This window comes from Leptospira broomii serovar Hurstbridge str. 5399 (assembly GCF_000243715.2).
GTDB lineage: Bacteria > Spirochaetota > Leptospiria > Leptospirales > Leptospiraceae > Leptospira_B > Leptospira_B broomii.
Map to the genome: position 1 here is coordinate 1 of NZ_AHMO02000007.1, position 12,986 is coordinate 12,986.

14 protein-coding genes and 3 pseudogenes are annotated in these 12,986 nt (G+C 36.7%); 16 read left to right on the plus strand and 1 reads right to left on the minus strand.

Annotated features, from left to right (window positions below):
- From LEP1GSC050_RS20935 to LEP1GSC050_RS03415, 15 genes and pseudogenes are all read left to right on the plus strand, one after another.
- Positions 1-208 (plus strand): annotated as a pseudogene (locus LEP1GSC050_RS20935) (XRE family transcriptional regulator); the annotation flags it as partial.
- Between the two features lie 41 nt (positions 209-249).
- Positions 250-1,179 carry a hypothetical protein gene (locus tag LEP1GSC050_RS03360; protein ID WP_040911011.1) on the plus strand — a complete coding sequence of 310 codons (930 nt, stop codon included), beginning with the start codon at positions 250-252 and terminating at the stop codon, positions 1,177-1,179.
- Between the two features lie 287 nt (positions 1,180-1,466).
- On the plus strand, positions 1,467-2,087 hold the full coding sequence (locus LEP1GSC050_RS03365) for a DUF5343 domain-containing protein (RefSeq protein WP_010568219.1): 621 nt from the start codon (positions 1,467-1,469) through the stop codon (positions 2,085-2,087).
- Positions 2,080-2,667 (plus strand): Swt1 family HEPN domain-containing protein, encoded by a 588-nt coding sequence (locus LEP1GSC050_RS03370; RefSeq protein WP_010568218.1) that lies wholly within the window; start codon positions 2,080-2,082, stop codon positions 2,665-2,667. Before LEP1GSC050_RS03365 ends, LEP1GSC050_RS03370 begins: the two co-directional genes overlap by 8 nt.
- 223 nt (positions 2,668-2,890) lie before the next feature.
- A complete protein-coding gene (locus LEP1GSC050_RS03375) occupies positions 2,891-3,631 on the plus strand; it encodes a GIY-YIG nuclease family protein (RefSeq protein WP_010568217.1) in 741 nt (246 codons plus the stop codon).
- Positions 3,632-3,833: 202 nt separating this feature from the next.
- Positions 3,834-4,574 carry a hypothetical protein gene (locus LEP1GSC050_RS03380; protein ID WP_010568216.1) on the plus strand — a complete coding sequence of 247 codons (741 nt, stop codon included), beginning with the start codon at positions 3,834-3,836 and terminating at the stop codon, positions 4,572-4,574.
- Between the two features lie 433 nt (positions 4,575-5,007).
- Positions 5,008-5,208 (plus strand): annotated as a pseudogene (locus LEP1GSC050_RS20505) (helix-turn-helix domain-containing protein); the annotation flags it as partial.
- Positions 5,209-5,512: 304 nt separating this feature from the next.
- Positions 5,513-5,761 (plus strand): AbrB/MazE/SpoVT family DNA-binding domain-containing protein, encoded by a 249-nt coding sequence (locus LEP1GSC050_RS03385; RefSeq protein WP_020987062.1) that lies wholly within the window; start codon positions 5,513-5,515, stop codon positions 5,759-5,761.
- The gene (locus LEP1GSC050_RS03390) at positions 5,755-6,078 is read left to right on the plus strand and encodes a type II toxin-antitoxin system PemK/MazF family toxin (RefSeq protein ID WP_010568213.1); all 324 of its coding nucleotides are present in this window, start codon (positions 5,755-5,757) and stop codon (positions 6,076-6,078) included. Before LEP1GSC050_RS03385 ends, LEP1GSC050_RS03390 begins: the two co-directional genes overlap by 7 nt.
- A 335-nt stretch (positions 6,079-6,413) precedes the next feature.
- Positions 6,414-6,778: pseudogene (locus LEP1GSC050_RS21225) on the plus strand (hypothetical protein).
- The gene (locus tag LEP1GSC050_RS03395) at positions 6,762-7,094 is read left to right on the plus strand and encodes a helix-turn-helix domain-containing protein (protein WP_010568215.1); all 333 of its coding nucleotides are present in this window, start codon (positions 6,762-6,764) and stop codon (positions 7,092-7,094) included. Before LEP1GSC050_RS21225 ends, LEP1GSC050_RS03395 begins: the two are co-directional and overlap by 17 nt.
- A 273-nt stretch (positions 7,095-7,367) precedes the next feature.
- Positions 7,368-7,646, plus strand: coding sequence for a type II toxin-antitoxin system RelE/ParE family toxin (locus tag LEP1GSC050_RS03400; RefSeq protein ID WP_010568611.1), 279 nt, complete (start codon positions 7,368-7,370; stop codon positions 7,644-7,646).
- A gap of 12 nt (positions 7,647-7,658) precedes the next feature.
- Positions 7,659-7,946 (plus strand): HigA family addiction module antitoxin, encoded by a 288-nt coding sequence (locus LEP1GSC050_RS03405; RefSeq protein WP_010568610.1) that lies wholly within the window; start codon positions 7,659-7,661, stop codon positions 7,944-7,946.
- A 227-nt stretch (positions 7,947-8,173) separates the two neighbouring features.
- A complete protein-coding gene (locus tag LEP1GSC050_RS03410) occupies positions 8,174-9,160 on the plus strand; it encodes a hypothetical protein (protein ID WP_010568609.1) in 987 nt (328 codons plus the stop codon).
- A gap of 245 nt (positions 9,161-9,405) precedes the next feature.
- Positions 9,406-11,973 (plus strand): AAA family ATPase, encoded by a 2,568-nt coding sequence (locus tag LEP1GSC050_RS03415; RefSeq protein WP_010568608.1) that lies wholly within the window; start codon positions 9,406-9,408, stop codon positions 11,971-11,973.
- Between the two features lie 127 nt (positions 11,974-12,100).
- Here LEP1GSC050_RS03415 and LEP1GSC050_RS03420 read toward each other — a convergent pair whose 3' ends face one another.
- Entirely contained in the window at positions 12,101-12,376 is a 276-nt protein-coding gene (locus LEP1GSC050_RS03420; protein WP_010568223.1) for a helix-turn-helix domain-containing protein, read from the minus strand.
- 173 nt (positions 12,377-12,549) lie between these two features.
- On the opposite strand from LEP1GSC050_RS03420, the gene LEP1GSC050_RS03425 reads away from it, so the two are divergent.
- On the plus strand, positions 12,550-12,972 hold the full coding sequence (locus tag LEP1GSC050_RS03425; RefSeq protein ID WP_010568607.1) for a hypothetical protein: 423 nt from the start codon (positions 12,550-12,552) through the stop codon (positions 12,970-12,972).
- The last annotated feature ends 14 nt before the right edge of the window (positions 12,973-12,986 follow it).

Consider the following 12,986-nt stretch of genomic DNA (forward strand, 5'->3'; position numbering starts at 1 on the left):
TTCGATTCCAGTCCTTCCAATTAAATATCTTTCACCGGAAGAGGAAGATAAATTGGTTTCGAAAGCGGATCAAGATAAAGTTTTACTTAGCCAAATCAAGACTACTAAAGGTTTGAGAGAAATCATTCAGAACCTTTTGAAATTTTCCAATCAGGAAAGAAAAGCTATTGGTGATTTGATAGCTGAGTTTTCTAAAAATAAGGATTAAATTCGAAATCTGAATATAAATTTCTTTAGTCTAAAGCTAATATGCCTAAAGAACAAAATGAATTGATAAAACTTGATATAGATTACATATCTCGTTTCCCCGATATTCCATTGAAATACGGATTTAATAATGGTGAAGAAATATTTGTTGATCATCTCGATTACGTTGAAGTAATTCGGGGCGGCGAGGGAAATCATAAATCTGGATTTCATGCTAGATTAAATGAAATTCAGTCTTCATTTCTTTCTGATATCAGCGAATATTTTAACAAGTTTAGAAATGAGTATTTTGATGACATAGAAGATGCACTGGGGTATGCGGGCATAAAGACTTACAGAGAGTTTGTCTTTGATTATGTAAACAAAAAAGATCCGAAATTTAGAAGCCCATTAGAAACTAGTATCCACGAATTATTAAAAGGATTTATAAGAAAAAAATATCGAAAACTTTATTGTAGGGACTGTGTAGGAGAGGGAATCCAAAGTTTTCGAAACTTAGACTTTGATTCAATTGAATCTATTTTAAAAGTTAATGAGGATTATTTTAATCGAATTATCGATTCTGCCGATGAATTTACTTTTATCCATAGAGGGCAACAAAAGCGAAAGCCCTATCGAAATAAAAGCGTCTACATTGAGAGGAAATTGATAACCTCATACTCGTTTTCAATTTCCGTAGCGGAATCATTTGCTACTTTTGGTAAGAAGGGACTGCAAATACCGGAAATGATTGGAATTGAAGCCAATGAAATTTTTGATAGAATATTTGCTATGCCTATGTTCTTCGATACCCTTCCTGCAGTTCATCATAAATCTTACGAACTTTTACTGATACCGCCATTGGAAGAGATTAGAATTTACCAAGATATTAGTCCAGATGGGGCAAGCGAATACGTTATATTGAATGAAAACTCAAAATATTTTGAACGCTATATCGCGGAAATTGAAAGGGTCACTGGGATTTCGATTTAATAGCTTAGTTTATTAAAATCTTATCAATACCCTAACCGGCTCCGCCATCCTTGGCTACGCCGGTTAGACATTCGGGGCGCGGCACAGCAGATAACTAAAAATTGTCACGGCGCTTCGGGATCGCTTCGCGACCCTCGCTTGGGCTTCGCCAAATTCCGCTTTGTCACTTCGTTTGCAGAGCAAACTCGTGCCAAGTGCTTTGCACTCGCGGAACTTCGACAATTATATTTCGTTAAGCGCCATTGAAATAATTTAATTTTTAAAAGGAATCAAAACGAGGATAAGTTATGCTTACAAAGAAGTATATAAATAGTGTAAAGAATGTTCCTGCAATTATGAAAAAAATAATTGAAGGAACTGCGCCAGAGAAGTTTACAACGGAGCATTTAAAAAAAATTGGTTTTCCGAGCAGTAATGATAGGGCATTAATAGGGGTTTTTAAAGATTTGGGTTTCCTGGATGAAAGTGGTACACCAACTCAGCGTTATCACAATTATCGGAATACGCATACCTCGAGACAAGTGTTAGGCGAAGCTTTAAAAGAGGCCTACTCTGAAATATTTCATATAAATGAAAATCCTTCCGGAGGTGATAAACCTGCTATAATTGGGCTATTCAAGTCAAAACACAATGTTGGTGATCAAGTAGCCGGTTATATGGCTAACACTTTTCTTTCTTTGCTCGATCTTTCTGATATTACAGCAACTCCCAAAAGTGCAAAATCAAAGGAAACTACAAGTGAAGATGTAGAGCTCGTGAAGCAAACAGAGCTTTCTGATGTTCCATTAAAAACCTCTATATCTGCAAATCTTCGATATAATATAGAAATTCACTTACCATCGACAAAAGATATTGAAGTATATAATTCAATATTCAAATCACTAAGAGAGAATCTTCTTAATGAATAAGAGAGTAAATATACGTGAATGGCTTTTTAGAGCCTTAATGTTTGAGGCTGAATCTGAGAAATTCAAATTAGCGGGAATAAGAGTCGGTTCTGATACTGAACAGTCAGAAAAGTCGTTATGGGAAGAAGCCCTTTCGCCTTTCCCTGTCAGCACACGAAATGAATCCTTAAGAATGTCTCGAATTTATGCTCTTACGAACTGTTTCGAAAATTCAGTAAGAGACTTAATTAAAGAAAGACTAACTGAAAAATTTGATGTTGACTGGTGGGAAAAAGGGGTTCCAAAAACAGTTCGAGATTTTGCTTCTAAAAGACAACAAGACGCAAAAGATAATTCCTGGTTAGAAGGAGATCATTCTGAATTAATTGAGTTCACAGAATTCGGACATCTATCGGATATAATTGTTCATAATTGGGAAGATTTTAAAGATTTAATTCCGACACAACATTGGTTAAAGCAACGAATGGACGAGTTGGAGAAAGCTAGAAATTTTGTAGCCCATAATAGGCTGCTTTTACCTTCAGAATTTCGGAGAATAGAACAATATATTAATGATTGGAATAAGCAGATCGGATTCTAATCGCAAAATTTCAACGGCGCCTAACTCCGGCTCGGCCGCTTCGCTTCGGGCTCACTTGGTGACCCTCGCTCCGGCCTTCGGCAAATCCAGCTTTGTCACTTCGCTTGCATAGCAAGCTCGCGCCAAGTCCTTCGGCCAGCCTCTTTCGTTAAGCGCCATGTGATAAAATTATTCCACAAATGAATTGCTATAAACTCACTGAATTGTAAGAATAAACAGAAAAATGGCTAAAGACGAGATTCTTAAAAAAATCAAGGAAACTGCTTTATTATTGGGCGGAAAATCGCCTTCCATAGGTGATATGGAGAAATATGCGAAAATTCCGTCTCATAAATGGAAAGGCAAATATTGGACTAGATGGTCTGATGCTTTAGCTGAAGCTGGATTTGCGGCGAATACTTTTTCTTCCCCCGCTTTCGGAAAAGAGCATATTCTAAAAGAAATCTTAATCTACGCAAGATCTTTGAATAAAATTCCGACGTACACTGAATTAAAAATTCGCAAACAAACCGATTCAAATTTTCCAAGTGTCACTACGATTAAAAATACATTCCAAAATATAGAATATTCAGAAATAAAGAAAGATTTATATAACTATTGCAATAATAATTCTGAATATTCAGATCTATTGGCTTTGTTTAATGAAGCTGATAAAGCTCCTTCCTTGAAGCCTTCCGTATCAGAAAGTAACAAGATTTCATCAGGCTATGTCTATTTGTTTCAACATGGATCTCGAAATGAATATAAAATTGGAAAGACAAACAATATTATTAGAAGAGAAGGCGAAATCTCAATTGAACTACCTGAAAAGGCAAGGCCAATTCATCACATTGAAACGGATGATCCTAGCGGAATTGAGAAATATTGGCACCATCGATTTAAAGATAAAAGAAAGAATGGAGAGTGGTTTGAGTTATCAAATGCCGATGTAAAGGCCTTTATGCGCTGGAAGAACATTTACTAGAGTAAGGCGTTATAAAATCACACGGCGCTTAACTACGGCTCGGCCACTCCGCTTCGGGCTTACTTCGTAACCCTCGCTCCGGCCTCCGGCAAATCCAGCTTTGTCACTTCGTTTGCATGTGCAAACTCGTGCCAAGTGCTTCGCACGCGCTGGACTTCGGCCAGCCTCCTTCGTTAAGCGCCATTAAGTAACAAATATTTGTATGAAAATAAATTTTATTTCAAAATCAAATGATGATCTGGAGAACCAGGTAATCTCTGAATTTGTTGAATTCATTGCTGATGACTTGGGTGAATTCGATATAATCAATATAGAAAGAATTCCTGAGGAAGATGTTCAAACTCCAGATTTTTTGATTAGAGAATTAAACTGTATTGTTGAAATTAAGAAGGTTACTGAAGACCCTTCATATATGAAAAAGATTGGATCTCTTCGACATGATATACTATCAAAAATTACCGGGGACATCAAGCATGCGTTGGCGAATTTAACAGATAATACTCTTGTATCAATAAATAATTCGAAGGCCCTTAAATCCAGAGGGAAGGAGTATGAGTCATTAATTCAAGACATATCGAAAGATATTCTTGAGAAAAACGATTATGGATTTTCGGGGGAGTACGGCTATCGTATTGATCGCAATTCAGAGGGCGCTCCTCAGTTAATGGTAATATATTCTGGATTTGAATACCCATCTTCTGAAAAACTTGCTGAACATCTAAAATGTGTAATTGCTAAAGCAATAATTCAATTAAACAGATATAAGGAAACTTATGGATTGCAAGAATATAAAAAAATCCTTGTTTTCGACCATTTCTTTACTCATACGGAAGATCTTTCACTCACAGTGAGAGCCATCGAAATTGCATATAACTTATTACCTACTAAAGATTTGGATAATATCTTTCTCCAAATGAATGAAGCGATTATCCGGGTTAGATAGGCGTTTTACTTAACGGCGCTTAACTACGCGTCAGGCACTTCGTTCGGGCTTGCTTCGCAACCCTCACTCCGGGCTTCGCCAAATCCGACTTTGTCACTTCGTTTGCAAAGCAAACTCGCGCCAAGTGCTTACGCACGCGTCGGACTTCGACCAGCCTCGTTCGTTAAACGCCATTTTTGCTATTCTTCCGTTTCAATTTCGCCGCGTCCATGCGGACGAGGAGTGGGGTTAATCTACTTAAAACAGAATTAGGTTTTCAATTTTGCATTTTTTCAGTTAAAAAGTTAGATTTTGACAATACCCTATTCAGTAGGGATGCTGTCTAAATTCGAAAAGCTGTTTGTACATTTACTGATTTCGATCATTTTTGGACCGTAATAACTTCGTATAGCATACATTATACGAAGTTATACGAAGAAAAATTACCCCAATTAAAGCTAGAGAAATTAAAACTATTAGAACTAAGCTTCATCTAACTCAAAATTTATTTGCCCGAGCAATAGGAGTTTCTGTAAAAACTGTAGAAGCATGGGAGTCTGGGAGGAATATCCCTCAGGGTCCAGCTCAACGAATGCTCTTTATTCTTAAAAATAATTCGAAAGCTCTTAGCTTGCTTGGAATTAAGAATACTTAGAGTGACGCCATCCTTGGTTTAATCCGTAGACAAAGATCGCAAAAACAGCGTTTAACTAAAAATTGTCGCATCGCTTCGGGATCGCTTTGCGACCCTTGCTTGGGCTACGCCAAATTCCGCTTTGTCACTCGCCTTGCAAAGGCAAGCTCGCGCCAAGTCCTTCGGACACGCGGAACTTCGACAATTATCTTTCGTTAGACGCCAGTTTTCATTCGTTGAAAGGATGAAGAGGGCCCATAATAGGGAAATATTCAAAAGTTATATTTTTGTTGACAAAATTGTTCGTAATTACATAGTAATTACTATGAGAGCTTCAGTAGTCAAAATAGGTAATTCGAAAGGTATTAGGATCCCTAAGGCAGTTTTAGAAGAATGCCACATTGAGGAAGAAGTAGACCTGCTAATAGATAAAAATAAGATTATTATAACCCCTTTAAAAGCTAAGCCTAGGGATGGTTGGGAAAAGCAGTTTAAAGCAATGTCAGAGAGAAAAGAGGACAAATTACTTATTCCAGATTATATTGATTTATCTAATAAGGATTGGGAATGGTAGTTTCTCAATACGAAGTATATTTAATCAATTTAGATCCAACAATTGGACATGAAATCAAAAAATCAAGACCCTGTGCTATAATCTCACCAAATGAGATGAATAAATTCATTGGCACAGTTATTATTGCGCCTATGACTACAAAATCGCATTCATATCCAACAAGAATAGAACTAACTTTTCAAAGTAAGAAGGGTTGGATAGTTTTAGATCAAATTCGAACTGTTGATAAAGCTCGTCTGATTAAAAAGCTTGGCAAGATTGAATCCAAGACTATAACAAAAGTTAAACAAGTTATTCGAGAAATGTTAGTAGACTAAAATTTTCTCTGAACGTTAAAACCGGCGCTTAACTACGCGTCAGGCACTTCGTTCGGGCTTGCTTCGCAACCCTCACTCCGGGCTTCGCCAAATCCGACTTTGTCACTTCGTTTGCAAAGCAAACTCGCGCCAAGTGCTTACGCACGCGTCGGACTTCGACCAGCCTCGTTCGTTAAACGCCATTTTTGCTATTCTTCCGTTTTCAATTTCGCCGCGTCCATGCGGCGAGGAGTGGGGTTAATCTACTTAAAACAGAATTAGGTTTTCAATTTTGCATTTTTTCAGTAAAAAGTTAAGATTTGACAATACCCTATTCAGTAGGGATGCTGTCTAAATTGAAAAGACTGTTTGTACATTTACTGATTTCGATCATTTTTGGACAAGAGCGGGTCTGGGAGATCACGAACTTAAGGACTTCCAAAATCACCTTTTAGAATATCCAAAGCAAGGTGTAGTAATCCCTGGTTCAAACGGTATAAGAAAGATTCGTTGGAAAAAGAAAGGAACAGGTAAAAGCGGGGGAGTTAGAATCTTCTATATAGATTTTGAAGAATTTGAAATTCTCTTTTTGATAACGCTTTTAGAGAAGAATGACAAAGAGAACCTTACGAAATTTGAATTAACGATTTTACATAATTTGGTAACACGTTTGAAAGAGATATTGAAATCGGGAAAGCATCCATATGGCAAAAGAAAATAGTAAACTGTTTAATAGCCTAGTAAAAGGTCTAAATGAAGCTATCGAGCATTCTGAAGGTAAGAAAGTTTCTGGAATTAAAGAACATCAGATTTCTATAGAAAAATTACCCCAATTTAAAGCTAGAGAAATTAAAACTATTAGAACTAAGCTTCATCTAACTCAAAATTTATTTGCCCGAGCAATAGGAGTTTCTGTAAAAACTGTAGAAGCATGGGAGTCTGGGAGGAATATCCCTCAGGGTCCAGCTCAACGAATGCTCTTTATTCTTAAAAATAATTCGAAAGCTCTTAGCTTGCTTGGAATTAAGAATACTTAGAGTGACGCCATCCTTGGTTTAATCCGTAGACAAAGATCGCAAAAACAGCGTTTAACTAAAAATTGTCGCATCGCTTCGGGATCGCTTTGCGACCCTTGCTTGGGCTACGCCAAATTCCGCTTTGTCACTCGCCTTGCAAAGGCAAGCTCGCGCCAAGTCCTTCGGACACGCGGAACTTCGACAATTATCTTTCGTTAGGCGGACAGTTTGGCCAAATGCTTTTTTAATAGAAAAAGTCTTGACGCTGTAACCTCATGGGTTACGATATGATTCTTGATACTTTCCTTTAAACATAAAGGCTTGGAACAGTTTTTTGAGACTGGAAGTAAGAAAGGGATTCAACCTGATCACGCAAGCAAATTAGCGCGAATTTTGGATAGGTTAGATTCATCCATATCTCATAAAGATATGGATTTACCAGCTTATAGATTACATCCGCTTAAGGGTAAAGAGAAGGATAGATGGTCAGTTTGGGTAAATGGCAATTGGCGAATTACTTTTGAATTTGAAAGAGAGAATGCTATATTAGTAGATTATGAAGATTATCATTAAGGCATAGAATTTATGAATAAAAGAAAACCTACTCATCCTGGTGAAATCTTATTGGAAGATGTAATAAAGCCTCTTGGTTTAACGATAACGGAAGCTGCAAAAGATTTAGGAATATCTCGCAAGACACTTTCTGAAATAGTGAATGGAAAGAGTTCGATAACACCAGAGACAGCAGTTCGAATTGCTTTGGCGACAAATACTTCTGCAGAGAGTTGGTTAAATATGCAGATTAAATTGGATTTATGGACAGCCCTGCAGGACAAGCCCCGAAATGTTATTAAATTTCCGGTATCAGCTTAACCTTATTTGGTCTAACTTTTTTAACGGCCAAACCGTCGCTTAACTAAAAATTGTCGCGGCGCTTCGGGCTCGCTTACGCGCCCCTTGCTTGGGCTTCGCCAAATTCCGCTTTGTCACTCGTCTTGCAGAGCAAGCCTCGCACCAAGTGCTTACGCACTCGCGGAACGTCGACAATTATCTTTCGTTAGTCGCAATCGTCTTAAACGCTTTCTAAATATCAGAAAAAAATGAATAATTATTGGCAGATCGCATCAGGTGGATTCGGAAGATATTTTTCACATATTTTTTTAGATTATGGTATTGCTTTCGTTGGTGATCAAAAATTTGTCGATATAATTCTCACGGTAAAAGAGGGAGATCGAATTATATTGAAAGAAGGGAAAACGATAAAAGCCGTAGGTGTCATAGAAAAAAGAAATGGAAAAGTAAATGGCTCGAACGATTTAAAATTTCTTTCCGACATTGACGGATGGTTAATGCCTGGTTATTGTTTCGTTAAATATTACATTCCAAAAAATCCATTGCCAGAACCTTCTTTAACTATTGCGACAATCACTGGTATTAATAAAGACGAAATAAAGAATATAGTAGATGATTTGATTAATAATCTAACTCCGAAGGAAACTTACCTACCATTGCCAAATCCGACAAATGATGTTAGAGATTTTGATATTATAGAAGAACTTGTAAAATTTGGCCTTAGCCCGAGTAGATCAAAAAAAGTAAGTGAGCAAATATCTCGAATTAGGTTACTCGCGTCTTATTATTATCGAAATATTAGCTGGGATGAAGTGCGTGAACATGAAACGAGATCATTCCTTGTTATTCCGTTATTACTTGCTTTAGGGTGGCCTGAGCAGAATATTAAAATAGAATACCCAAATCCCTCCGGAAAAATTGATATAGCGATTTTCAATAAACCTTTTAAGAGTAAAGAAATTTCAAATTCGGAATGTAAAATTATTATCGAAACAAAAGGATTTGATAAAGGTTTAGGTCTTGCTTTATCACAAGCAGAAGGCTATTCTAAACATTTCCCGAAGCTTGAATTAATCGCGCTAACAAATGGCTATTGTTACAAAATTTTTAAATTCAAAAATGAAAAATGGGAGTTAGATTCATATATTAATCTATTAAATCCACAAGATAAATATCCGATTTTCCCTTCGATTTCTGGTGCATTGAATACTCTGCAAAACCTTCTACCTAAATAGGACGACTGCGACTAACTACGTAGCCTCCGTTCCGCTCGGGCTTACTTCGTAACCCTCGCTCCAGGCTTCGCCACATTATCCTTCAGTCACTAAACTTGCTTACGCAAGTTCGTGCCTTCCGGCCAACGTCGGAGCTACTATTTCGTTATCTGCCATGCCGCGCCCCTTCATTATAGCGCCTGCCGTCCGTGGCAGGCTTAAATAGCATAATTCAATTAAATATAGGATTCTTTTGGATAACGTAAATGGCAAAGAAAGAAAAAAGCTTTTCAGACTGGCTCAACGAACGCCCAACATGGCAAAAAATCTCAGCTAAGTTTTTAATAGAGCAGGGGGCAATTTCTGAGGATAAGATTATTGAAATTTCAAACCTATGTTATAAAGAAGCAAATTCAACAGAAGGAATTAAAGATTGTGATATAAAGGCAATTTCTGAAAAGATTAGTAATTCAGAGTCAAGCGAATTTAAAATTTTAGAAATAACTGATATAAAAGGTGTAAACGCATTAAGCCCCAAAAAACCAATAAACTTATATCCTCATTCATTGTCCATTTTATATGGAAATAACGGTTCGGGAAAATCAGGCTATGTTCGTGCCTTAAAGCATCTTTCTGGAAACAAAAAGAAAGGAACATTGATTGGAAATATCTACTCTGATTCAAAGGAAGAGGCTTCTATTTCGGTTAAGATTGATATAGGCGGAAATGAAAATACAATCACACACAAATTAGAAGAGCCTCATCCCCAATTTGAGAGAATGAAAATTTATGATACACTGACTTCGAGTTTATTCATTGATGAGGAAAGTGAGATAAGTTATGAGCCCCCTGAACTTTGGTTTCTATCGGAGTTAACAAAAGCTAGCGAGAAAGTAGCAGATGTTTTAAAAGAAAGTCGTGAAGTCGCGTTAAAAACGGATTTTCAATTACCTGAGCATTACTCTGATACAGACATTGGAATTTGGTTTAATAGTATTACTACAAATATGAAAGAGGAAGAATTAAAATCAAAAATATTTTGGAATGAATCCGATGATGCGAAGTTAGCAGAACTGATCCAATTATTATCTGCTTCGGATACTTCAAAGAAAATAACTACATTAAGCAATCGGGATTTAGCTGCTAAAAACGTAATAGATGCCTTAAATGAGACCCTAATTGGTTATTCTAATGATAATCTTAAATCTTTAAAAGCTCTTGATGATATTAGTAAAGAATCGGCTAAAGTAGCTAAAGAAGCGGCCGATAAAGTATTTTCTTCTGCCCCGTTGCCTGGTGTAGGCAATGCTACATGGAAAGCATTATGGGAAGCAGCTAGAGAATATTCGGTAACGGAAGCCTACAAAGAAGAAGTTTTTCCATATGTAGCAGATGGGTCCGTTTGTGTTCTATGCCAACGGCCTCTTGAGAGTGAAACAATAAATCGGTTAACTGATTTTGAAAATTTTATTCAAGGTTCTCTTGAGAAAAAAGCTTTTGAAGATTTACTGAAGTATAAGCAAAAATTGAGTGGGTTGCCGAAGCTTCCTCTTGACGAGGTAGTAGCACTAAATTTACAAATTCTTCTTCCAGAAGAGCAAGATAAACAAGAAGAATTTCTTAAAGAAATTATTAACTTGAGAGATAAGCTGGATAAAATCGATAACGGCAGTACATTTGATATAATTGATTTCTCTAAAGAAAAGCAACTAATTGAATACTTATCTACAATTAAGAGCAAAGTTTTGATAGAGCTTGAAGAAACTAAAAAATCACAAAATCCAGAAGAGAAAGCAGAAATATTAAAATCTAAAGTAGAACTAGAGGCTAGATCTTTTCTCTTTAAAAATATTCAGAAAATTCAAGAAAGAATCAATTCTTTGAAAATTGCTGAAGAATTTGAGAAAGCAATCGGTAGCTGCAACACTGCTCCTTTAAGTAAAAAGAAATCTGCTCTTTCAGCGAGTCTTCTAACTGATGAGTTCAGAGATATTTTTCAAAAAGAATTAAATAAACTCGGAGCGACGCACTTAAAAGCCGAACTTCAACAAAAACGTGCTTCAAAGGGAGTTACATATTATGCCGTCAAATTAAAATCAATAAATGAAGCACCAGTTGGCAAGATCTTAAGCGAAGGTGAATTCCGAATAGCATCTCTCGCTGCCTTTATATCAGAGATATTACTCTCTAAGAATAAAGCCCCTATAATATTCGATGATCCAATAAATTCATTGGATGTTGAGTATGAAGAGTATGTAAGTAGCAGAATTTGTGAAATGTCAAAGAATCAGCAAGTTATTGTTTTTACCCATAGAATTTCTTTATTAACTAATTTAGAAACGATTGCTAAGTTGCAAGACGGAGAGGCAAATACATTACATTTAACGCGCGAGAATTGGGGAACAGGCCAACCCGGTGAAACTCCGCTTTACGCGAGGAAAGTTGAGACATCATTAAATATTCTTATAACTAATTTGCAAAAGGGTAGGAAAATTTTAGAATCCGAGGATGGAACGGCAGCTTTTTATCCTGTTGGGAAAGCACTCTGCAGTGATTTTCGCATTCTATTGGAGAGAGCTATTGAAGAATGTCTCTTACAGAGTGTTGTGATTCGTTTCAGAAGATCCGTTCAAACGCTACGTTTAAAAAATTTGTTACATATTGAAAAAGCGGACATTCAATTAATTGATGAATTGATGACAAAATATTCGTATTTTGAACATTCGCAGCCAACAGAAACTCCGGTGTCGCCGCCGGATGTTATCGAAATGGAATTAGATTTTCAAAAGTTAAAAACATGGCTTGATTCATTTAGAAAACGTGTAAAAAATTAATAGCATTTTCCTTTTCCCGGTTCTTGCGAACCGGTCCACCCGAACGCTTCGCGATCGGGACGTGGAATATTCGCTCTACTCGTTCTAATTGCCCTCGTTAAAACTGCTTCGCAGATTTTACTCGGGCTTAATCCTGTCTTTCTACTAGATTACTTTTCAGAAATGCAGAGTAGAAATAAACAGTAGGCTTTCCATAAAGTCTATATAGCACCAAAAATTCATCCATAAACAATCGTCTTAATCCTAATTCTACCTTAGAAATATGACTTCGGCTCCGTTTTAGCTTTTTGGCTACTTCCGCTTGAGTAAATCCCGCTTCCTTTCTCGCTGTTTTTAAGGCTCTGTAAAAGAATTCTTTTTCTTTTTTAGAGACTTCCCAGTAAGGCAAGGCACTTGCGAACATGGCAACCTCTGGATTTGCCTCTTTCTAGGCATTTGAAGGCCTTAGAATGTTCTTTTTTCTGCTTTTCGGATGAGGAGATGCCATGGAAACTAATTCTGCGCTCATAAAGTGCTAAATACATTAATACTCTAAAAACGTATTAATGTCAGTGATATTTTATAAAAGTATTTTGAATGACAGTTAAAAAAGTAGAGAATTTACTCGGTAAAAAGGTGCAAGCCCTGATCGAAGCAAAAGGGGACAGTCAGAAAGAAGCGGCTGCCAAATTGAAACTTACACCTACCGGAATGAATGGAATTGTTCAAGGACGAGTCGAATCTGCTTCGCATTCTTTTTTAACGCTTCTGAAACAAGAGTATAAGCCAGACTTTAATTGGCTTTTAAATGATTCGATTCCAGTCCTTCCAATTAAATATCTTTCACCGGAAGAGGAAGATAAATTGGTTTCGAAAGCGGATCAAGATAAAGTTTTACTTAGCCAAATCAAGACTACTAAAGGTTTGAGAGAAATCATTCAGAACCTTTTGAAATTTTCCAATCAGGAAAGAAAAGCTATTGGTGATTTGATAGCTGAGTTTTCTAAAAATAAAGATTAACGATATACATTCTC

Excerpts from the sequence above, each read along its gene's own strand:
- LEP1GSC050_RS03380 (WP_010568216.1), top strand. The coding sequence starts at position 3,834 with ATGAAAATAAATTTTATTTCAAAATCAAATGATGATCTGGAGAACCAG.
- LEP1GSC050_RS03390 (WP_010568213.1), top strand. The coding sequence starts at position 5,755 with ATGGTAGTTTCTCAATACGAAGTATATTTAATCAATTTAGATCCAACA.
- LEP1GSC050_RS03360 (WP_040911011.1), top strand. The coding sequence starts at position 250 with ATGCCTAAAGAACAAAATGAATTGATAAAACTTGATATAGATTACATA.
- LEP1GSC050_RS03405 (WP_010568610.1), top strand. The coding sequence starts at position 7,659 with ATGAATAAAAGAAAACCTACTCATCCTGGTGAAATCTTATTGGAAGAT.
- LEP1GSC050_RS03395 (WP_010568215.1), top strand. The coding sequence starts at position 6,762 with ATGGCAAAAGAAAATAGTAAACTGTTTAATAGCCTAGTAAAAGGTCTA.
- LEP1GSC050_RS03375 (WP_010568217.1), top strand. The coding sequence starts at position 2,891 with ATGGCTAAAGACGAGATTCTTAAAAAAATCAAGGAAACTGCTTTATTA.
- LEP1GSC050_RS03425 (WP_010568607.1), top strand. The coding sequence starts at position 12,550 with ATGACAGTTAAAAAAGTAGAGAATTTACTCGGTAAAAAGGTGCAAGCC.
- LEP1GSC050_RS03415 (WP_010568608.1), top strand. The coding sequence starts at position 9,406 with ATGGCAAAGAAAGAAAAAAGCTTTTCAGACTGGCTCAACGAACGCCCA.
- LEP1GSC050_RS03370 (WP_010568218.1), top strand. The coding sequence starts at position 2,080 with ATGAATAAGAGAGTAAATATACGTGAATGGCTTTTTAGAGCCTTAATG.
- LEP1GSC050_RS03385 (WP_020987062.1), top strand. The coding sequence starts at position 5,513 with ATGAGAGCTTCAGTAGTCAAAATAGGTAATTCGAAAGGTATTAGGATC.
- LEP1GSC050_RS03410 (WP_010568609.1), top strand. The coding sequence starts at position 8,174 with ATGAATAATTATTGGCAGATCGCATCAGGTGGATTCGGAAGATATTTT.
- LEP1GSC050_RS03365 (WP_010568219.1), top strand. The coding sequence starts at position 1,467 with ATGCTTACAAAGAAGTATATAAATAGTGTAAAGAATGTTCCTGCAATT.
- LEP1GSC050_RS03420 (WP_010568223.1), bottom strand. The coding sequence starts at position 12,376 with ATGTTCGCAAGTGCCTTGCCTTACTGGGAAGTCTCTAAAAAAGAAAAA.